This is a genomic window from Sphingobacterium sp. KH_072 (genome assembly GCF_057837975.1).
In genome coordinates this window covers 2,351,458-2,371,926 of record NZ_CM174457.1, presented here as the reverse complement: position 1 = coordinate 2,371,926, position 20,469 = coordinate 2,351,458, and the positions used below count along the sequence as shown (strand labels likewise).

Annotated in this window: 17 protein-coding genes; 12 read left to right on the top strand and 5 right to left on the bottom strand. The window is 42.9% G+C overall.

Annotated elements, in window-relative coordinates; translation table 11 throughout:
• Window positions 1-13: 13 nt before the first annotated feature.
• The 3 genes from guaA to AC3IRT_RS10875 are packed head-to-tail and all read left to right on the top strand — an operon-like array spanning window position 14 to window position 4,020.
• Complete coding sequence (guaA, locus tag AC3IRT_RS10885; protein WP_489393277.1) at window positions 14-1,564, top strand: glutamine-hydrolyzing GMP synthase; 1,551 nt, start codon at window positions 14-16, stop codon at window positions 1,562-1,564.
• Between the two features lie 11 nt (window positions 1,565-1,575).
• Window positions 1,576-2,838, top strand: coding sequence for an ABC transporter substrate-binding protein (locus AC3IRT_RS10880; RefSeq protein WP_489393276.1), 1,263 nt, complete (start codon window positions 1,576-1,578; stop codon window positions 2,836-2,838).
• Between the two features lie 9 nt (window positions 2,839-2,847).
• A complete protein-coding gene (locus AC3IRT_RS10875; RefSeq protein ID WP_489393275.1) occupies window positions 2,848-4,020 on the top strand; it encodes an RsmB/NOP family class I SAM-dependent RNA methyltransferase in 1,173 nt (390 codons plus the stop codon).
• Window positions 4,021-4,029: 9 nt separating this feature from the next.
• Here the strand turns inward: AC3IRT_RS10875 and AC3IRT_RS10870 are convergent, their stop codons facing one another.
• Window positions 4,030-4,506: a universal stress protein gene (locus tag AC3IRT_RS10870; RefSeq protein ID WP_489393274.1), complete on the bottom strand. Its 477-nt coding sequence runs from the start codon at window positions 4,504-4,506 to the stop codon at window positions 4,030-4,032.
• Between the two features lie 137 nt (window positions 4,507-4,643).
• Here AC3IRT_RS10870 and AC3IRT_RS10865 point away from each other — a divergent pair, with 137 nt between their 5' ends.
• Window positions 4,644-5,435 carry a C40 family peptidase gene (locus AC3IRT_RS10865; RefSeq protein ID WP_489393273.1) on the top strand — a complete coding sequence of 264 codons (792 nt, stop codon included), beginning with the start codon at window positions 4,644-4,646 and terminating at the stop codon, window positions 5,433-5,435.
• Window positions 5,436-5,478: 43 nt separating this feature from the next.
• Here the strand turns inward: AC3IRT_RS10865 and AC3IRT_RS10860 are convergent, their stop codons facing one another.
• On the bottom strand, window positions 5,479-6,687 hold the full coding sequence (locus AC3IRT_RS10860; protein ID WP_489393272.1) for a pyridoxal phosphate-dependent aminotransferase: 1,209 nt from the start codon (window positions 6,685-6,687) through the stop codon (window positions 5,479-5,481).
• A gap of 115 nt (window positions 6,688-6,802) precedes the next feature.
• Window positions 6,803-7,177 carry a DUF1573 domain-containing protein gene (locus tag AC3IRT_RS10855; protein WP_489393271.1) on the bottom strand — a complete coding sequence of 125 codons (375 nt, stop codon included), beginning with the start codon at window positions 7,175-7,177 and terminating at the stop codon, window positions 6,803-6,805.
• Window positions 7,178-7,491: 314 nt separating this feature from the next.
• Here AC3IRT_RS10855 and recQ point away from each other — a divergent pair, with 314 nt between their 5' ends.
• A complete protein-coding gene (gene recQ / locus AC3IRT_RS10850) occupies window positions 7,492-9,687 on the top strand; it encodes a DNA helicase RecQ (protein ID WP_489393270.1) in 2,196 nt (731 codons plus the stop codon).
• A gap of 20 nt (window positions 9,688-9,707) precedes the next feature.
• Here the strand turns inward: recQ and rlmF are convergent, their stop codons facing one another.
• Together rlmF and AC3IRT_RS10840 are read right to left on the bottom strand one after the other, a co-directional pair.
• Entirely contained in the window at window positions 9,708-10,583 is an 876-nt protein-coding gene (gene rlmF, locus AC3IRT_RS10845; RefSeq protein WP_489393269.1) for a 23S rRNA (adenine(1618)-N(6))-methyltransferase RlmF, read from the bottom strand.
• A 122-nt stretch (window positions 10,584-10,705) separates the two neighbouring features.
• On the bottom strand, window positions 10,706-10,900 hold the full coding sequence (locus AC3IRT_RS10840) for a hypothetical protein (protein ID WP_489393268.1): 195 nt from the start codon (window positions 10,898-10,900) through the stop codon (window positions 10,706-10,708).
• A 76-nt stretch (window positions 10,901-10,976) separates the two neighbouring features.
• Between AC3IRT_RS10840 and AC3IRT_RS10835 the strand changes: the two genes are divergently transcribed.
• The 7 genes from AC3IRT_RS10835 (at window position 10,977) to AC3IRT_RS10805 (ending at window position 20,425) form a co-directional block, all read left to right on the top strand.
• The gene (locus AC3IRT_RS10835; protein ID WP_489393267.1) at window positions 10,977-12,275 is read left to right on the top strand and encodes a D-alanyl-D-alanine carboxypeptidase; all 1,299 of its coding nucleotides are present in this window, start codon (window positions 10,977-10,979) and stop codon (window positions 12,273-12,275) included.
• 43 nt (window positions 12,276-12,318) lie between these two features.
• Window positions 12,319-13,644 carry an MFS transporter gene (locus tag AC3IRT_RS10830; RefSeq protein ID WP_489393266.1) on the top strand — a complete coding sequence of 442 codons (1,326 nt, stop codon included), beginning with the start codon at window positions 12,319-12,321 and terminating at the stop codon, window positions 13,642-13,644.
• Window positions 13,637-14,368, top strand: coding sequence for a heterodisulfide reductase-related iron-sulfur binding cluster (locus tag AC3IRT_RS10825; RefSeq protein WP_489393265.1), 732 nt, complete (start codon window positions 13,637-13,639; stop codon window positions 14,366-14,368). The genes AC3IRT_RS10830 and AC3IRT_RS10825 overlap by 8 nt, the downstream gene beginning before the upstream one ends.
• 29 nt (window positions 14,369-14,397) lie before the next feature.
• Window positions 14,398-15,294 (top strand): sugar phosphate isomerase/epimerase family protein, encoded by an 897-nt coding sequence (locus AC3IRT_RS10820; RefSeq protein WP_489393264.1) that lies wholly within the window; start codon window positions 14,398-14,400, stop codon window positions 15,292-15,294.
• 143 nt (window positions 15,295-15,437) lie between these two features.
• Complete coding sequence (locus AC3IRT_RS10815; protein WP_489393263.1) at window positions 15,438-17,021, top strand: peptide MFS transporter; 1,584 nt, start codon at window positions 15,438-15,440, stop codon at window positions 17,019-17,021.
• Window positions 17,022-17,144: 123 nt separating this feature from the next.
• Window positions 17,145-18,920 (top strand): peptide MFS transporter, encoded by a 1,776-nt coding sequence (locus AC3IRT_RS10810; protein ID WP_489393262.1) that lies wholly within the window; start codon window positions 17,145-17,147, stop codon window positions 18,918-18,920.
• A 20-nt stretch (window positions 18,921-18,940) separates the two neighbouring features.
• Window positions 18,941-20,425 (top strand): peptide MFS transporter, encoded by a 1,485-nt coding sequence (locus tag AC3IRT_RS10805; RefSeq protein ID WP_489393261.1) that lies wholly within the window; start codon window positions 18,941-18,943, stop codon window positions 20,423-20,425.
• Window positions 20,426-20,469: the final 44 nt, after the last annotated feature.

The following is a 20,469-nucleotide window of genomic DNA, read 5'->3' as shown; positions in this document are numbered from 1 at the left end:
GTAACTTTGCGTCATGTCAGAAAAAATTATTATCCTCGATTTTGGGTCACAATATACGCAGTTGATCGCGCGTCGCGTGCGCGAATTGAACGTATATTGTGAAATTCATCCTTTTAATAACATTCCTGCCTTCGATGAGACGGTTAAAGGTATCATTTTTTCAGGTAGTCCATATTCCGTTCGTCAGGAAGATGCACCACAAGTAGATTATTCTGCCATGATGCGGGATTATCCTGTATTAGGTGTTTGTTATGGTGCCCAATATCTGGCTCAACATTCTGGCGGAGAGGTATTGCCTTCCGAAATCAGAGAATACGGAAGAGCAAACTTGTTATTTGTAGATCAGGAAAATCCTTTGATGACGGGCATCCCAACGCAATCACAAGTGTGGATGTCGCATGGAGATACGATTAAAGAGGTGCCTTCTACTTTTCGGGTAATTGCTAGTACCGACAAAGTGCGTGTAGCAGCGTATCACATTGAAGGTACACGTACGTATGGTATTCAATTTCACCCAGAGGTAACGCATAGTACAGATGGTCAAGTATTGGTGAAGAATTTTGTGGTAAATATCTGTGGATGTACACAAGATTGGACCGCTGATGCGTTCGTCGAGATGACTATTGAAGATCTGAAAACACAGTTAGGTGATGATCACGTCATCATGGCGCTATCTGGCGGTGTGGATTCTACGGTAGCTGCCGTATTGCTACATCATGCTATCGGCGACAAATTGCACTGTTTCTTCGTGGATCACGGGTTATTACGCAAAAATGAATTCCAAGAAGTGCTAGATTCATACGAGCACATGGGATTAAATATTAAAGGCGTCAATGCCAAAGATCAATTTTATAGCAAACTTGCTGGTGTATCTGATCCAGAGCAAAAGCGTAAAATCATTGGAGCTTCTTTCATTGATGTATTTGATGATGCTGCAAAGCAAATTCAGGCCGAGTTGCCAGAAGGCGTAGAAGCGAAATGGTTGGGTCAAGGTACGATCTATCCAGACGTTATCGAATCGATATCTGTGAATGGCCCTTCGGCTACGATCAAATCGCACCACAATGTGGGCGGATTGCCAGATTATATGAAACTGAATGTCATCGAACCATTGAGAACCTTATTTAAAGATGAGGTAAGGCGTGTCGGAAAGACATTGGAAGTAGATCCTACGATCTTAGGCAGACATCCATTCCCAGGTCCTGGATTCGGTATTCGTATTTTAGGCGATGTGACGGAGGAAAAGGTACGGATTTTGCAAGAAGCTGATGACATCTACATTCGGAATCTTCGTGAGTCAGGATGGTATGACAAAATCTGGCAAGCGGGCACGATTTTCTTGCCAGTACAATCTGTTGGTGTCATGGGCGACGAGCGTACCTACGAGCATGTAGTCGCTTTGCGCGCTGTGGGTTCTTTGGATGGAATGACGGCAGATTGGATTCATTTGCCGTACGATCTGTTAGCAAAGATTTCCAATGAGATTATCAACCACGTGAAAGGAATCAACCGCGTAGTATACGATATTAGTTCAAAACCACCCGCAACGATAGAGTGGGAATAAAATAAAGAAAAATGAAGTGTACTTATCTAATAGGTTTTTTTGCAGCCGCCTTGGCGGTGTCATCTTGTTCGCCAAAAACGACAACAGGCGTTTTACGAGCACCCGGACAAACAACGGGTAAGGTAGATGGTACCAAAGATCAGCCGGAAGCAGGTCGTGAAGATAAGTCGCGAGATGCTGATGTAGTGCTATCTAGCAAAGCAAAAATGTATCCGGGCGGAACGATTGCGTTGGTTTTACCATTTCAGTTGGATCGTGTAGCGTCTAGCGCTCTCTCGGAAGAAGATGTCAAGCGCTCTGCCTTAGCGCTTGATTTCTACCAAGGGTTTCAGATGGGCTTGGAGCAAACAGCTAAATCAAACAAGCGTGTAGAATTACAAGTGTTGGATTCCAGAGATAATGCCGGCCATAACGCCAATCTTGCACAATCTCAAGAAATCAAAGATGCAACTTTGATCGTTGGCCCAGTTTATCCGGCCGAAATCAAAGCATTCAGCGCAAGCGTGAACCCTAATAATCGGGTATTGCAAGTCAATCCTTTGGCGGCAACCATGCCGACAGAATTCAACCTGCCGAATTTGGTATCCGTAACACCGCCGATCAGTATTCACATGCGCGCCATATCTGCCGAGTTGACCAAAAACTACAAAGAAGGCGATGTTATTCTAATTTATAATTCGGCTAACAGTGATCATCAGCAATTTATCCAAGGTTTTCCGGCTGATATCAAAGAACGCTTACCCTATGCAGAGGTTATTTCGGTATCATCACCCTCAGAACTGAACGACAAATTGAGTTCGCGCGCGGTGTACCATATCGTTAGCGGTACGACCGATAGAAATCAGCTCAAAGCATTATTAAATGTGATGGATGAGCGCTCCATGTCAGATAATTTGGAGTTCCGTTTGTACGGTCATCCACTTTGGAGTCGTGTAGATTTTAGTTCGTACAGCAACTTTACCTTCTACCGTCCGGTCATTTCTTCTGAAAGTCATTTGAATCCATTGTCCCGTGCTACGCGCGATTTCCAATCGTCGTATAAAAATGCATACGGCATAGAACCCTCTGATCATGCCTATAAAGGATATGATTCGGGTCGATATTTTGGTAATTTGTTGCAAAAATATGGATCAGATTATGCGGAGTATATCAATAAGGAAACTTTTGAAGGTTTGTACAGCAACTACAAATTCAATCGTAATGACCGTTGGGGTTATGTGAATTTTGGCGTAAGCCTGATGGAGTACCGCTTCGGGCAATTTCAAGCTCGATAAGAATAGAATATGCTGGAAAAACGCGTCATGCATCAAATCCGGAATGCCGTCAAGGTGTTGGAAAGTTATCAATACGGAGAGCCACTATCGCGGTTTCTCACGAAGTTCTACAAAGCGAACCGACAAATGGGATCGACAGATCGCCGTATTACGTCACGGTTGTGCTACAATTATTTCCGACTTGGAGGTGCATTTACGGATTTAGATATCGAAGAAAAGTTGGTTGTAGCAGAGTTTCTTTGCGAACAACAAAGTGATGTGGTATCGGTTCGATACCCCTCTTGGAATGCGGAGATCGTTAAATCCGTGACGAAAAAAATCGCGTTGGTTGAAGAGCGTTACGGCAAATTTTTGCAGGATGTTTTTCCAGCCTTAGCGCAATTATCGTCTGCGGTTGAAGCAGCTGAATTTGTTCCAAGTCTCTTCGTGCAGCCTAAGTTATATATTCGCGTGAAACGTGCGAAGCTCACAGAAGTGTTAAACGTTTTGAAAGCTGCTAATGTAGTACACGAGCATATAGGCAAGCAAACCATTGCCTTTCCCAATGGATTTAATGTAGCAAGCATCCGCGAAATAGCAGGTATGTATGAAGTGCAGGATCTTTCTTCACAGCGTACAGAATCTGCGCTGCAACTGCAAGCTGGAGAACAATGGTGGGATTGCTGTGCCGCTTCGGGTGGCAAATCACTCATGATGTTAGATCATTGCCGGGATATCCAACTGCTGGTGTCGGATGTGCGATTTACGATATTACGTAATCTGGAAGAACGTTTTGATCAAGCTGGATTTCGACCAAGTGATTACCGTCAGAAGATTTTGGATTTGTCGAAACCTGTAACTTACCTCATGCAAGGCGAAGAATTCGATGGGATTTTAGTCGATGCGCCATGCAGCGGTTCAGGAACTTGGGGGCGTACACCTGAAATGATGGTGCAATTTGACGCTAAGTCTTTAACTCGATTTACCGATTTGCAACGCGACATAACAAAAACTGCCCTCCCATTTTTGAAGTCAGGAGGACAGTTTGTTTATATTACCTGTTCCGTATTTGCGGAAGAAAATGAAGCGATTACTTCTTATATACAACAGGATCTAGGTCTGCAGCTTATCAAGCAAGAGCACTTGCTTGGTTACGGTGAGCAGGCAGATTCCATGTACATTGCTCAGTTTCAAAAAGTCTAGGATAGGATCCTAATCCTCTTCCTGATCATCATGTGCAGGTACAACTAATACCGGGCATTTTGATTTGCGAATCACAGATTCTGCCACAGATCCAGATAAGAAATGGTCGAATCCTGTCCGTCCATTTGTGCCCATAATAATGAGGTCAGCTTGCCATTCGTCTGCTGTGGTCAATATTTCATCGCGCACGGTACCAATCGTATTGAATATCCGTACCTCTTTTGCTCCAGAAAACTGACTGCGCAAGCCTTCCAAACGTCGTTCTGCCGCATTTTGCTGCACTTCAGAAACTTCGGGCACCACGATCGGCTGTTGGCCCAATAATGGATCTGCACCAAAATTGGCCGGTGCCGTTACCGGCGTTACAGTTAACAGAGCCAGAGTAGATTGCCATCCATTAACCAGTTGCTTTGCATATTCCACTGCTTTCTCAGAACACGGACTGTCGTCCAATGCGATTAGTATTCTCTCAAATTTGTTTTCCATTACCTAAGTAGCTTTAGTTATGTTCTTAATGACACAACCGATCAGATAGTTTGTTTGTTTTGATGCTGTTGAAAATATCCCAATTTTATCGAAAATCATCCTATGAAGTACTCAGAAAATACCAGTAACTTGCCGTAATGAAAAGACAGGCCGTTTGTAATCTATCCGTTATTCCGCTTCGATCGGAACCTTCGCATCGTAGTGAGCAAGTGTCTCAACTACTTTTTGGAGAATATTTCACCATTTTAGAAGAACGAACGGAATGGATCATGATCAAATGTGCCGATCCTGCCTACGAAGGCTGGATTCAACGCGGTCAATATGCCACGATAGCAGAAAGCTCTAGCGATTTTCATATTGTCGACGTAGCCGATGCTGTGGTGCGTATTGGCGATAAAAAACCATTTCCGTTATTGCATGGGTGTGTTTTGCCAAGTGCAGAACAACTGACCTTGGATGGAACAGCTTGCCGAATCGAAGGATCATTGCGCAAACCGACTATGTTCGATTTTACAGCGGAATTTCCGAAACTCACGGACTATTATCTAGGAGCTCCCTATTTGTGGGGCGGCCGCAGTCGCTTTGGCGTGGATTGCTCCGGCTTGATGCAATTGATTTATCGCCATTTCGCGATCTCGCTTTACCGAGATGCTTCTCAGCAAGCCTCTCAAGGAGATATTGTAGATTTTTTGCAAGAAGCAAATGCCGGTGACTTGGCATTTTTTGATAATGAAGAAGGGCATATCACGCATGTCGGAATCTTGTTGAATAAGGAAACTATTTTGCATGCTTCGGGATCTGTGCGCATCGATCGTATAGACACTACGGGTGTTTACCATAGCGGATTGAAAACGTACACGCATCGCTTGCGTATTATAAAACGCATACTCACGGAAGAACTGCTAAAACCAGAAGATTCTGTTGAATAATGAATTCAACAGGATCTTCAGATCTTTTTTATGAAAAGCTCAGTTATGCTGATGTGGTCGTTCTTCCGGGATAAGCGGCTAACGCTTTTTCCAAACAAACTAAGGCTTTCTTTAACTCGTCAGTATGTAATACATAGGCCAAACGAACTTCGTTTTGTCCCGCATCACTCGAGCTGTAGAAACCTGCCGCCGGGGCCATCATCACCGTCTCATTTTCATGTTCAAACGATTCTAGCATCCATTGACAGAATTTATCAGAATTGTCAATTGGAAAACGAGCTACCACATAAAATGCGCCACCTGGGTTAGGACAATACACGCCTGGTAATGCGTTTAATCCTGCTACCAATAGATCTCTTCTTTCCGTATATTCTTCCAAAACCTCATCAAAGTAACTTTGCGGTGTATCTACCGCGGCAGTAGCTGCAATCTGTGCTACCGCAGGAGGAGATAGACGCGCTTGTGCAAACTTCAAAGCAATTTGATACAATTCGGTGTTTTTGGTAATCAAACAGCCCAAACGCGCACCACAAGCGGAGTAACGCTTAGAAACAGTATCGAAAATCACGACATGATTTTCTAATCCTTCCAAATGCATCGGTGAGATGAATTCTTTACCATCGTAGCAGAATTCGCGATATGCCTCGTCCGCAAAAAGATATAAATCGTATTTCAGACATAGTGCTTTCAATGCTTCCAGCTCTTCACGAGAATATAAGTAACCGGTCGGATTGTTAGGATTACAAATGACGATTGCTTTGGTTTTGTCGTTGATGACTTTCTCAAAGGCCGCAATACTTGGCAAAGCAAATCCATCTTCGATGTGCGACATAATTGGTTGGATCACCACATCGGCTGGGCAAGCAAAACCATTGTAGTTGGCGTAGAACGGCTCTGGAATAATGAGTTCATCACCCGGATTTAAGCAGGCCTGCATGGCAATGGAGATCGCTTCTGATCCACCATTGGTTACCAAGATCTGATTCGCGCTCACATTGTAGTCCAACTTGTTGTAGTATTCTACCAACTTGTTGCGATATGTGCTTGTACCTTCCGAAGGCGTATACGCCCACACATCAAAGTCAATATCGCGGATTGCTTGCAGCATTCCGGCAGGTGTCTTGATATCAGGCTGACCGATGTTTAGGTGATAGATTTTTTTACCTTCTTTCTTTGCTTGATCGGCAAATGGCGTCAGTTTTCGGATGGGAGAAGCGGGCATCTGATGCCCGCGCGATGATATAGTTGGCATAGTACTATTTAATTTTGCGCTAAGTTACTAAATTCCTGCCTTGCGTTTGGAGCAAAAAAAAGCTACTCCCATTACAAGAGTAGCTTTTTACAGTATTTTGTGTGAATAGCTTAATCTATTCTACGTTGCCTTTAATCGTTAAATTTTTCACCGGTGTATTGGTGTTGGATTTTACGATGAATGATTTTGTAAATGGACCTTTCACGCTCGCATCATAAGTCACGTTGATGGCTCCAGTATCACCTGGTTTAACAGGCGCTTTTGTGAAATCTGCTACCGAACATCCGCAAGTAGGTCTTACTTCCGAGATGATAATAGGTGAATCACCGCTGTTAGTGAAAGTAAATTCATACGACGCAGGCTTGTTGTGTGGAATCTTACCGAAGTCATGCGTCTCCGTGTTGAAATTAAATGTGCCTTGTACCAATGACATAGAAGTCAGTCCGACAAGGGCTACTAACGCTACAATTACACTGCTTATTTTCTTCATCTTAACTAGTTGTTTTACGTATCCTACTTCAATTCTTAGACCAAAAGTATCTTTTTGAGTTGGTAAATTGTATTTTTTCCGCCTTTACATATATAAATATTACACTTTGAGCACGCTTCACTTGTATAGATATCTTATCTGCCGTTGGCTACACCAATGGGCGATCGATCCTACAGATGATCTTTTGCACAATATCCATTTGCTCTTTCGTATTGGTTTTCACCAAAAAATCTGTAATTTTATATAACAGTATTTGGGACATGCACGCATGGTTTTGTCGTGCTTTCACACATCTATATATTTCATCAAATTCTATGGATATAGAAAAATCACTATTTGATAACTTGCAAGAATTTTTTGGGTTTGATACGTTCAAAGGTGATCAAGAAGCGATTATTACGAATGTTTTAAACAAGAAAGATACATTTGTCATCATGCCAACGGGTGGTGGTAAATCTATTTGTTATCAACTTCCTGCCTTGATGAGTCAAGGAACTGCTATTGTCATCTCCCCATTAATCGCTCTGATGAAAAATCAAGTCGATCAGTTACGAGCTTTTGGTGGGAGTGATAGCATTGCACACTTCTTGAATTCTTCCTTAACCAAAAGCGACATTGCACGCGTAAAGGAGGATGTAGTATCAGGCAAAACCAAGATGTTGTATGTAGCTCCCGAATCGTTAGGAAAAGAAGATAATATCCAGTTTTTGCGCAATATTACCGTCTCTTTTGTGGCGGTGGATGAAGCGCATTGTATTTCGGAGTGGGGACATGATTTCCGGCCAGAATATCGTAAGATTAGACAAGTTATCAATGGTATTGGCGAAGGCATACCAATCATTGCATTAACCGCCACGGCAACGCCCAAAGTGCAGTCGGATATCCGCAAAAACTTGCAAATGAACGATGCTGCGTTGTTTAAATCGTCATTTAACCGCACTAATTTATATTACGAAGTACGCCCGAAACGCGACGTGGTCAAGGAAATAGTGCGCTTTATTCGCAACAACGCCGGCAAAACAGGAATTGTATACTGCTTGAGCCGGAAGAAGGTGGAAGAAATTGCGGAAGTCTTAAATATTAATGGCATCAAAGCATTACCGTATCATGCAGGTCTGGACGCTAAAGTGCGTGCTGATACGCAGGATAGATTCCTGATGGAAGATGTGGAAGTCATTGTGGCAACAATTGCGTTCGGTATGGGAATCGACAAGCCGGATGTTCGTTTCGTCATTCACCATGATATTCCAAAATCCATGGAAGGCTATTATCAGGAAACTGGTCGTGCTGGCCGAGATGGTGGAGAGGGAGTTTGTGTCGCATTTTATTCTGAAAAAGATATAGAGAAGCTGACCAAGTTTATGAAAGATAAGCCCGTAGCCGAACGGGAGATTGGTACGCAGATCCTCAAAGAAGTCATTGATTATTCGGAATCTGCTGTTTGCCGAAGAAAACAAATTTTGCATTACTTTGGTGAGTCTTTTGATGAGACCGGTTGCAATAATATGTGCGATAACTGCCGATCTGCACGCACATATCTGGACGCAGAAGCGCCGATATTGCAAGTGTTGGGCTTTATCAAGGAGCAAGGCGATAAATTCGACGATCATCACATCATTAATGTGTTGATGGGACAGAATAATCAACCGGTTTCTTCCTACAAGCATGATCTACATCCGCTTTTCGGTACGGGAAAAGAGCAAGGTGTTATCTATTGGAAATCGTTGATCCGACAGGCGGAATTAGCAGATTTTATTAAAAAGGATATTGATCACTACGGATTATTGATATTGACGGATTCGGGGAGTAAATATTTGGTAAATCCATACCCGATGAAGTTTGTACTCAATAAGCCGATAGAAGCCGCGGATTCTTCGGGAACTGCCATGGGTTTGGTGAATTCCGCTAATAGTGCGTTAGATACGGCCTTACTACAGTTGTTGAAAGATTTGCGTAAGAAGATCGCGAAACAAAAATCGTTGCCTCCATTTGTGATCTTCCAAGATCCTTCATTGGATGAGATGTGTACGCATTATCCGATCACGATCGATGAACTAAAGCAAATTCATGGTGTAGGAAGTGGAAAGGCCGTTAAGTTTGGTGCGCCTTTCGCAGATCTGATCCGAAAGTATGTGGATGATAATGGGATAGATCGGCCACAGGATTTGGTGATCAAAAGTACAGCCAACAGATCAGCCCTAAAGGTATCGATTATTCAAAATATCGACCGAAAAATTGGGCTGGATGATATCGCATCATCCAAAGGTATTAGTTACGAAGATATGTTGCGAGAGGTAGAATCGATCGTTAACTCCGGTACAAAACTCAATATCTCGTATTTCGTGGATGAAATGATCGATCAGGATCGTCAAGATGAGGTATACGAATATTTTCTGTCAGCAGATATCGATACCGTGAAAAGTGCGCTGGACGAGCTGGGCGAAGTCGATTATACGTACGAAGAAATTCAGTTAATGCGCATCAAATTTATGTCGGAATTAGGCAACTAATTTGATGCGCAGTTACTTGCTTAGCGTACGCGCCAAGCAAGTAGTCTTGAAATTTTCTGCCCTTGTTGCATCGGGATTATCTCGATCTGGGGCACTTTATGATATTCTAAAACCGATATCAGCGGTTTCAAGTGATCTTTATCCGCTACTAATGCCGTACACCACTTTAATTGATCTTTGTACTCCAAGCTATCGTAAATCAATTGGGTAACGAATGCCTTCTCACCACCTTCACGCCATAACTCATTGGCTAAACCTCCAAAATTCTGTACCGGCAAGGTTTTTCCTTTATGCAATTTCTCATTCTTATTGATCACTTTATTCCAGTGCTGCTCGCGGGAGCTGTAGAAGGGAGGATTGCAGATGATCGCATCAAAATTGTCATTTGGCCGAATAATTCCTTTTAGAATCTGTGCTGTATCTGGTTGATGACGCAGTAAAATTCTTTTTTTCAATTCGGGATTAGCCTCCAAAATTTCATATGCATTATCAAGAGATGGCGCATGGGTATCTGTTGCTACAAAGCTCCACGGAAATAAGGACGCACCCAACAAAGGATATATTAGGCTAGAACCAGTCCCAATATCCAAAACACGCATTGGTTTTTTATCAGGAATCAAATCCGCCAAATAATGTAAGTAATCGGCACGGCCTGGAATCGGCGGGCACAGGCTGTTGGCGACCAATTTCCAACCTTTAACCTGATAATAGGCTGCTAATAATGCTTTATTTAACATGAACACTGATTCCGGATTTTTAAAATCAATAGATTGGGTGCCACGTGGAGTAGTTACGACATGCTCAATTAACGCAGGTTCTGCCTTAAATAATTTTTTAAAATCGTATCCGTCAAGATGTCTGTTATTGTGATGAAAGGTCTGCGATGTATTTGCCATGAGTATGTTTTACGGGACAAAGATATCAATTCTGGCTCGTGTTTGCCGATGTCAATGCTATTCAATAAAAGAAGGCGGAAAAATTGAATTTATCCGCCTTAGATATTCTTTGAATAATTATACTATTCTCGTCTGCCGCCTGGATTTTTATTGGTAATCGGCCCGTTATGCTCTCGTGAATTTTGTGCAGATGGTACTTCGGGCGTTGGTGGTACATATCCATCACCTTTTCCAGATTCAGTCTTTTCCTGTGCTTTTTTAGGCTCTTTATCTTCCGCCGATTTAGGGTCTTTGTTTACATGATCTTGTGTACTCATAATAATCTCCTTTTTTTGTTGTTCATTAAAAGAACAGGTAGAAGCAGTAAATTGTTTTTTCTGTATGTTTACGTTTATGATTAGATGGTTTCTACTTATGCTCCTGTTGTCGGTGCAGCAACTTGCCCACACACAACAGGATGAGTCCATTCAAAAGCTATTTCAAGAATCTGCTGTGCTCCAGCAGCATTTACACGGTTTCTCGTTGTATGATATAGAAGAGCAGCGCTTTGTATACGGCGTGAATCAGCAAGTGCATTTTACGCCGGCCTCCAATACCAAAGTGTTTACACTGTTGCAATGTTTGCAGCACCTAGGCGATTCCATTCCGGGCTTGGCTTATGTAGTGCGCGGTGATTCGCTGATATTCTGGGGAACAGGCGACCCTACTTTTTTGCACCGCAAATTGGATACCCGAAAAGTATATAATTTTCTCTCGAAAACACCTCATAAATTGTTCTATGCACCTGCTCCTGTACTTGAGCCAGCTTATCGAGATGGTTGGGCAGCAGAAGATTATCAGAATGATTTTCAACCCGATATTAGTAGCTTTCCCATTTATGGCAATACCGTTCAGTTTAAAAACGTACGCGGACAGTTGCGTGCAACTCCGCGCTATTTCGAAGCCAACATCAGCGTAAAACCAGGTATTGGCGGCTTTGATATTATTCGACACCCCCACCAGAATTATTACGATGCGACGAGCTATCGCGTTCGTTCGGGCTTTGCAGCCGAGAAGCCCTTTATCTATAGTTCGGATCTGTTCGTAACTTTGTTGCAAGATACTTTGCATCGACCGATCACGGTGCTTGCGGATTACAGCATGCCTTCTGATGTGGAGTATGTGTATTCTATGTCCACGAAAAGATTATTGCGAGAGATGATGCTTTACAGTGACAATTTCTTAGCAGAACAGCTTTGCTATACCGCGTCGTTTCTGATGTTTAACCAGTTCAATGCGGCGCGGATGCGCGAATATATGGCTACCACATATTATTCCTTATTCACCGACAAGATCGATCTGCATGATGGTAGCGGCTTGTCATTCTACAACAAAGTAACGCCTAGAAGCATGGTCGAGTTGCTGCTCATGATCCAGAAAAATGCTGGTTCGGAAGAAGAGCTGCTTCGCTTATTTCCGGCTGGGCGATCCAGCGGCACATTACGCAATTTATATTCCCTTTCAAATGGCAAACCTTTTGTCTGGGCCAAAACGGGTACGATCAACAGCGTGTATGCTCAAAGTGGATTTCTGCTTGGTGCGACTGGCAAACGCTACGTCTTCTCGTTTATGAATAATAATTTTTTTGACAACCTAAAAGAAGTAAAACAGGAAATGGTACGCATCATGACCTCTATACATCAAAATTATTGATCGGATCTCTTGCTCAAATTGTGGTATATTCGCTTTCAACTCTATGGATATTCAGACTTTACAAAAGGACAACCCTAAAACCATCCGTTCTTGGGCCATGTTTGACTGGGCTAATTCTGCCTATAATCTAGTCATTACCTCTACGATTTTCCCTGCTTACTACACGGCGATTACCTATACCGAAATGCATGGTGACGTGGTGTATTTCTTTGATTACCCGATTGTTAACACGGCCTTGTCGAACTTTGCATTATCTATTGCGTACCTGATTATGGCATTTGCTCTACCTTTTATCTCGGCATATGCCGATGTGCGTGGACGCAAGAAATACTTCATGAAGTTATTTACCTATTTGGGTGCTTTAGCTTGCATGGGGCTTTTCTTTTTTCGTTTAGAAACGTTAGAGATTAGCATCTTTTTATACGCTTTTGCGGCAGCGGGTTATATTGGAGGTTTAGCGTTTAATAATTCCTATTTGCCGCTCATTGCTAGCGTAGAACATCAAGATCGCGTCAGCGCGCAAGGTTTTGCATATGGATATGTAGGCTGTGTCACGCTGCAACTGATCTGTTTTTTATTTGTATTAAAGCCCGAATGGTTTGGCATTACGGATCCTTCTTTGCCAGCACGACTTTCGTTCTTTCTAGTGGGATTGTGGTGGTTAGGATTTTCACAAATTCCTTTTCGGCGCTTGCCCGAAAGCCGACCTTCGGCCATGCCTTCCGGTTGGACAATTGGCCAGAAAGTACGTCAGGAATTTGGTAGCGTGTGGCAGCGAATTAAAGAGATTCCCGCTATCAAACGTTTCCTTTTTCCGTATTTCTTTTATTCGATGGGCGTACAAACAGTGATGATCGTCGCTACGGCATTCGGTATGAAAGAGATCGGTCTGGAGATGTCAGAACTTATTGCTGCCATTCTGCTCATACAACTTATTGCGATAGCGGGCGCTTATCTTATGTCTAAATTGGCGAAGCCTTTGGGCAATACCATGGTACTAATTGGTGTGGTTTGTGTGTGGATTTTTATCTGTGTGGCCGCCTTTTTTATACAGACCAAGGTGGAGTTTTACATTCTTGCTATGCTAGTAGGCGCGATGATGGGCGGTATACAATCCTTATCGCGATCTACCTATTCTAAGCTGTTACCCAGCACTATGGAAGATACGACCTCATTCTTTAGTTTCTATGATGTGACCGAGAAAGTTGCCATCGTACTTGGTTTATTTAGCTTTGCGATCATCGAGCAGTTGAGTCACAATATCCGGTATTCGGCACTGTTTATGTCGGTGTTTTTCATCATCGGACTAATTCTCTTGATGAGTTTATACAGATTTGAACGAAAAGCCACAAAAAATACACATGCATAAAGTAGAATTATCCATTCCTGGAGTTATCGATCAATTTTATCCGCAGACTGCCTTCAACACACTTCGTTTGTTGGAGCGCGCAGGATGTGAGGTATCTTACAATCCACAACAAACCACCTGTGGCGTGGATTTGTATGAAGCAGGATATTGGGAAGAAGCCAAAGAGATTGGTGCGAAATACCTCAATGATTTTGAAGGCATCGATTATATCGTATCGCCGTCACTGACCGAAGTGGGCATGGTACGCGATGGTTTTAATGATTTGTTTACCAACTCTACCGATCATAATAAATGTCGGCAAATGCAGCGCAATATCTTCGAGATCACTGATTTCTTGGTAAATGTCGTTCGAAAAGAGTATTTTGGAGCAGAGTTCGTCTCCTCGGCCATATTTCATCCGGCTTGTGCCCATTGGAATGGATATCAAGTGCACGACGAAGCCTTGCGCTTACTGAATCAAGTGGGCGGATTGGATTTAATAACCGACGAGCAGCACAGCAAAAGCTGCAAAATGGGAAGAGCGACGAAAGCTGATTATGTGCCTTTGTCCGTAGCTTGGGGCAACGAAGTTATACAGCACGGCCTCGCGAAGAAAGCCGATTACATCATTTGCCAAGATCACACCTGCTTGATGCATTTGCAGGCTATTATTGAAAAACAAGGACTACCGATTCAGGCTATTCACTTGGTGGATGTACTCACTGCAGGATGGCCGAATATATAGCGAGAATATCCGTATAAACTCTAACAAATATGAGTATGCAATCAAGAAAAACATTTTTACAAAACATGGGTCTGTTGGGAGCAGGCTTAGCATTGGTACCGATCAACGATCTATTCGGTCATTCCATCAACAAACCTTGGTTTAGTATTTCGCTAGCGCAATGGTCGCTGCACCGTACGCTTTTCAAAGGTGATCTAAAGAATATTGACTTTCCAGCATTCGCTGCCCAAGAATTTGGTATTTATGCAGTAGAGTATGTGAGTCGCTTCTTTAAAGATGAGGTGCGCAATAGTTCCTATCTGAAAGATCTGAACACTAGAGCGGCAGATCATGATGTCAAGAATGTGCTGATTATGGTCGATGGTGAGGGAGATCTCGGTAACGCCGATACGGCCAAGAGAAAAACAGCCGTAGAAAATCATTATCAATGGATAGATGCTGCACAGCAGTTGGGCTGCCACGCTATCCGCGTGAATGCTGCTGGTAAAGGTACACCAGACGAAGTAGGCAAGCGTGTTGTAGAAAGTTTAAGAACCTTAGCTGGGTATGGTCAGGATGCTGGTATTAGTGTGGTCGTGGAGAATCATGGTGGCATTTCATCAGATGGCGCTTGGCTTTCGAATGTACTTAAAACCGTCGACCACAAATACTGTGGCTCCCTGCCTGATTTTGGGAACTTCTATGAGTACGATCGCTATCAAGGTGTAACGGATCTAATGCCATTCGCCAAAGGCGTAAGTGCCAAATCCAATGTGTTTGATGCGCAAGGCAACGAAGCGAATATCGATTATGCGCGCATGATGAAGATTGTACGTGATGCTGGTTATACAGGTTATGTAGGGATTGAATACGAGGGAGATAAACATAGTGAGATCGAAGGCATCAAACTGACCAAGGAATTGTTGCAGCGTTTTCAAATAGCCTAAGCATGTAAAAGATCTATGACGTTGCAGCAGATATGCCGTTATTTTTCTTTTCTTTGTAGACCTCACATCAGCTATGAAGCACGCTCTAAATGCGGTAACGATGTGTGGGCTAACAACTAATCAGAGATTGTTTTAAAACTTATATGAACCAACAGAACGATGAAGGCCTAGTAAATCACTTGGCCACCAAGGGTATTGATGACAAGATGGTCTTCGGACATCCGGCAGGTTTGCTGGTGCTATTTTTTACGGAAATGTGGGAGCGTTTCAGTTATTACGGTATGCGGGCTTTGTTGACCGTATTTTTAGTATCAGAAATCGCCAAAGGCGGATGGGGTTGGAATAATGAAGAAGCTCTTTCCTTGTACAAATGGTATACAACTTTGGTATACTTCACGCCACTCATCGGTGGTATTCTAGCCGATAAATTAACAGGATATAAAAAAGCCATCTTAATTGGTGCATTTATCATGACTTTAGGGCATGCGTCGATGGCACTCGAAGGTATTTCTGAGAATTTCTTTTACTTAGGTTTAGCATTCATGGTATTGGGTAATGGTATGTTCAAACCCAATATTTCATCCATGGTAGGCCAACTGTACCCTGATTCTAGCGCGAAAAAAGATGCTGGCTACACGATTTTTTACATGGGTATCAATGCGGGTGCTTTCTTAGGATCACTGCTCTGTGGTTATATCGGTGAGAAAGTAGGCTGGCACTATGGTTTTGGCCTTGCAGGTGTATTTATGTTCTTTGGAATGCTACAATTCTACTTCGGACAGCGCATTTTTGGTGTAGTAGGCGACAAACCGGGACACCAAATTCCATTGGAGACAGAAGTGGCCGAAGTGATCGAAGAAGAAGTAGCGCCAAATCATGTGGTGCGCGATCGATTGATCGTGGCGGGTGTATTGATGGTTGCGAGTATCCTTTTCTTTTTTGCCTTCGAGCAAGCAGGTGGATCCATGACGATTTTTGCTAAAGATTATACGCAGCGCATACTTTCTGGTACAGCTGCAACTAGCTTTAAGTGGATCGATGCGATATTGACGATCATGCCGATTGCCATCGTTACCTATGTATTGATAAGTTTGTCTCGCAAAATTATACACGCTTATCCGCTCACTATTTTCTTTACCATGCTGTCTTTTGCTTCGATCGCCGCATTAGGTTTTTGGAAAGTGAATAACGAGTTTAATACTACAGAAACCGAGATAACTGTGTCATGGTTTCAGATCCTGAATGCGTTCTTTATCGTAACCTTCGCTTCCATGTTCAGCAAGCTCTGGGAGAAAGTTTGGAATCCATCTGGCCCGATCAAGTTCGCACTCGGTTTGGTATTGGTAGCGCTTGGTTTTGTGGCGATGGCCTATGGTAGTCGCGATATTCCACAAGGTGCATTAACTGCTTCGGTAAGTATGCTTTGGTTAGTTTTAGCGTATTTCTTTCATACGATGGGCGAGCTGTGTATTTCTCCGGTTGGATTATCGTATATCAGCAAGCTATCACCTAAGAATTTAGTCGGATTGATTTTTGGCTTTTGGTTCATGGCTACAGCTATCGCTAATTATTTAGCAGGTTGGCTCGGTGGCTACATTGATCAGATTGCCAATGCGTACTCCATCTCCGTATTCTTCCTGATTATCGCTGGTTTGCCGGTGGCAGTCGCGGTGTTATTGGTTACGTTCAATCCAATGCTAAAACGGATGATGCACGGCATCAGATAAGAATTCAAAATATCATATACAGAAGCGCCTTCCAGAGGCGCTTTTTTGTTTTTTAGAAGTAGATAAGTGTCTTCACTTATTTTTTTAACTTTGGGACTTGAAAATACATCCTTTTTATATCTTATGATTCCATCTTCACCTATAAATCCAGCAGGCGCTACCGATAGCGAGCCAGATAAGTTGCTATTGGGGCACTTTCCAGGATTATTTGTGCTGTTTTTCACAGAAATGTGGGAGCGCTTCTCATTTTATGGTATGCGTGTATTGCTCATACAATTCCTGACCGCCTCTGTATTAACAACTAATCCAGGTTGGGGCTGGTCTGCCGAGCAGGCTGGAGCTTTGTATGGTACTTACGCTATGTTGCTCTACATCACGCCAATCTTTGGCGGTGTGATTGCCGATAAATATATTGGATCGCGTGCTGCCGTGATTATCGGTGCGATCATCATGACTTTGGGTCATGCTGCGATGGCATTCAATTCGCCGATCATGTTTTTTATCGGATTGGCCGGCTTAGTGATTGGTACGGGTTTTTTCAAGCCAAATATGCCCGCTATATTGGGTGAAATGTACCGTTATCGCCCCGAGAAGAAAGATGGTGCGTATACCATCTTTTATATGGGGGTGAATGCAGGTGCATTCTTCGGCATGATGCTTTGTGGTTATTTAGGAGAAACGGTGGGTTGGCACTGGGGATTCGGCCTCGCCGGAATATTTATGTTGCTTGGCACGATCCAATTCTGGTTAGCAAAGCCGGTAATGGGCGATTTAGGTGTGTTGAAAAAAACAACTGCGGCAGAGCAAAAAGAAGTGACTAATCTGGAAGAGGGAGAAACGAGTTACAATCGTTTTACCAAGCTAGATTTCTTCCTGATCGTGATTGTTTCTATTGTCGGACTAACCTACGCTTTCAATGATCCATTATCCAAAAACAACGTACTAGACATGTTTGCCTTCTTGGATACAGATAGCCTTCGCGGACAAACCATCGTGGTGATAGTGGCTCTGGTTACGTTTCTCGCTTTAGTTGTCTCTCGCATTGTGCGTTATGCGAAGGTGGTAAGAGATCGCATGTTTGGCGTTATTCTTTTAGCCGTATTCCTGATATTTTTCTTCATGAGCTTTGAGCAAGGTGCTACGTCATTGGTACTTGTTGCGCGCGATTATGTGGATCGGGAGTTGACGGGAAATAGCTTGTACATCTTCAATACGGTCAATACCTTGCTAACGATTGTACCGCTGATTATTATTTCGTGGGTGTTGGTACGTTTATCGATCATTACTTGGTCGAAAACGGCTGCTTCTAATATTATTCTCTTTATCTGTTTTATACTGATCTGGGGAGCAGGCATCTGGATGTTGTACCGCGAATTTACGGCCGAAGTTTCTGCTATCAAAGTTTCTTGGTTCTCTATTCTTAACTCCTTCTTTATTATATCTTTAGCGTCGACTATCTCTAGGCTTTGGGATTCTAAATACAACCCGTCTGCCGCGGTGAAATACGGCTTAGGTTTGTTCTTTGTGGCGATTGGATTCTTAATCTTAGGCATGGGTTCCTTGCAAGTGGGTTCTGGTGTGAAGATGTCGATGATATTTTTGGTGCTAACTTATTTATTTCACACCATTGGTGAGCTTTTTATATCTCCGGTAGGTTTGTCTTATGTTTCCAAATTAGTGCCTGCACGTATGCTGGCGTTTATGTTTGGGATGTGGTACTTGGCGATTGCCATTGCACAAAAGTTAGCGGCTATTCTAGGCGGACAGGTCGAAGTGATTCAGGAGAATTATTCGCTGAGCCATTTCTTCTTTCTATTTACCATTATTCCGGCTGCGGGTGGTTTACTGGTCATCTTATTAAATCCATTGATCAAAAAATTAATGCACGGCGTCAAATAGCCAATTATTAACAAGTACGTATGTCTAAAGAATTGACGTTAGAGGATATTCAGAATTTTGAGGGTAAATACCCAAAACAACTGTGGTATCTCTTTTTGGTAGAAATGTGGGAGCGCTTCTGTTTTTACGGAATGCGTGGTGTTTTAGCCATCTTCATGGTCGATCAGCTGTTGCTGTCCGATCGCGATGCTAATCTAAAATATGGGGCTATTCAGGCTTTTGTATATGCCTTTACCTTCGTAGGGGGTATTTTTGCGGATAAGTTTTTAGGCTTTAAGCGTTCCTTGATATTTGGTGCTTCGATGATGTTGCTAGGCAATGGATTGATTGCTTTGTCACCGCACGATTATTTCTATTTTGGTATTGCGCTGACGATCATTGGAACGGGTTTCTTTAAGCCTAATATCTCATCGATGGTGGGCGATCTATACAAAGAAGATGATCCACGGAGAGATACCGGTTTTGGGATGTTCTATTCGGGTATCAATGTCGGTGCACTGTTAGGCGGTATTCTGTGTGTATATCTCGGTAAAAACTATTCTTGGAATTATGCCTTTGCGGCAGCAGCGCTGGTGATGTTGATCGGATTAATCATCTTCTTAGCGACAAAAAAACACATCAAACCGATTGGCAATAGTCCTCTGCTACACATGCCTAACGCCACGCGTATCCGGACAGAGTTATTTGTTTATTTAGCCGCGCTTGCCAGTATTCCACTCATCTTTATGATGATCAATAATACGCGGTACACCGATTACTTTATGTACATCATCGGGCCGATTGCTTTGGGCTACTTTTTCGTGCAGATGAAAAGAGAAGGTGATTCGAAGGCGCGCCAACAATTGTTGGCTGCACTGATTCTTATTGTATTTTCCATCTTATTCTTTGCCATTTTTGAACAGGCGGGCGGTTCCTTAGCGCTATTTGCCAATAACAATCTACATGATAATCTTTTCTTCTTCCATATAGATCCCAACGTCGTCAACAATGGGGCAAATTCCTTGTTTGTGATTGTGTTCAGTCCGCTCTTAGGACTGCTTTGGTTGGCCATGGCCCGGAAGAAGGCCGAGCCTAATACGGTTATCAAGTTTGCTCTGGGCTTTGTATTCCTAGGTTTGGCGTACTACCTGTTTTTCGGTACGCGCTTTTTTGCAGATGCAGAAGGCAAAACTTCTTTAGGCGTATTTACCTTAGCTTATTTGGCCGTTACCATCGGTGAATTGTGTTTGTCGCCGATTGGTTTATCTATGATTACCAAGCTTTCTCCGAAACGTTTGGGCGGTATGATGATGGGATTATGGTTCTTGGCAAGTGCTTACGGACAATATGTTGCGGGATTGTTAGGAGCAGGTATGTCTTCTCCGGATGACAATGCTACGTCATTAGACAAACTAATGGCGTATACCGATGGCTACCAGCAATTAGCGATCTATTCTATTGTAGCCGCAGTGGTGCTGTTTGCACTTTCTCCATTCATCAAACGATTGATGCACGGCGTAAGATAGCAGATTTAATTTAGTACTTTTATCATTTAGATCAATAATATACC

Excerpts from the sequence above, each read along its gene's own strand:
- guaA (WP_489393277.1), top strand. The coding sequence starts at position 14 with ATGTCAGAAAAAATTATTATCCTCGATTTTGGGTCACAATATACGCAG.
- AC3IRT_RS10880 (WP_489393276.1), top strand. The coding sequence starts at position 1,576 with ATGAAGTGTACTTATCTAATAGGTTTTTTTGCAGCCGCCTTGGCGGTG.
- AC3IRT_RS10875 (WP_489393275.1), top strand. The coding sequence starts at position 2,848 with ATGCTGGAAAAACGCGTCATGCATCAAATCCGGAATGCCGTCAAGGTG.
- AC3IRT_RS10870 (WP_489393274.1), bottom strand. The coding sequence starts at position 4,506 with ATGGAAAACAAATTTGAGAGAATACTAATCGCATTGGACGACAGTCCG.
- AC3IRT_RS10865 (WP_489393273.1), top strand. The coding sequence starts at position 4,644 with ATGAAAAGACAGGCCGTTTGTAATCTATCCGTTATTCCGCTTCGATCG.
- AC3IRT_RS10860 (WP_489393272.1), bottom strand. The coding sequence starts at position 6,687 with ATGCCAACTATATCATCGCGCGGGCATCAGATGCCCGCTTCTCCCATC.
- AC3IRT_RS10855 (WP_489393271.1), bottom strand. The coding sequence starts at position 7,177 with ATGAAGAAAATAAGCAGTGTAATTGTAGCGTTAGTAGCCCTTGTCGGA.
- recQ (WP_489393270.1), top strand. The coding sequence starts at position 7,492 with ATGGATATAGAAAAATCACTATTTGATAACTTGCAAGAATTTTTTGGG.
- rlmF (WP_489393269.1), bottom strand. The coding sequence starts at position 10,583 with ATGGCAAATACATCGCAGACCTTTCATCACAATAACAGACATCTTGAC.
- AC3IRT_RS10840 (WP_489393268.1), bottom strand. The coding sequence starts at position 10,900 with ATGAGTACACAAGATCATGTAAACAAAGACCCTAAATCGGCGGAAGAT.
- AC3IRT_RS10835 (WP_489393267.1), top strand. The coding sequence starts at position 10,977 with ATGATTAGATGGTTTCTACTTATGCTCCTGTTGTCGGTGCAGCAACTT.
- AC3IRT_RS10830 (WP_489393266.1), top strand. The coding sequence starts at position 12,319 with ATGGATATTCAGACTTTACAAAAGGACAACCCTAAAACCATCCGTTCT.
- AC3IRT_RS10825 (WP_489393265.1), top strand. The coding sequence starts at position 13,637 with ATGCATAAAGTAGAATTATCCATTCCTGGAGTTATCGATCAATTTTAT.
- AC3IRT_RS10820 (WP_489393264.1), top strand. The coding sequence starts at position 14,398 with ATGAGTATGCAATCAAGAAAAACATTTTTACAAAACATGGGTCTGTTG.
- AC3IRT_RS10815 (WP_489393263.1), top strand. The coding sequence starts at position 15,438 with ATGAACCAACAGAACGATGAAGGCCTAGTAAATCACTTGGCCACCAAG.
- AC3IRT_RS10810 (WP_489393262.1), top strand. The coding sequence starts at position 17,145 with ATGATTCCATCTTCACCTATAAATCCAGCAGGCGCTACCGATAGCGAG.
- AC3IRT_RS10805 (WP_489393261.1), top strand. The coding sequence starts at position 18,941 with ATGTCTAAAGAATTGACGTTAGAGGATATTCAGAATTTTGAGGGTAAA.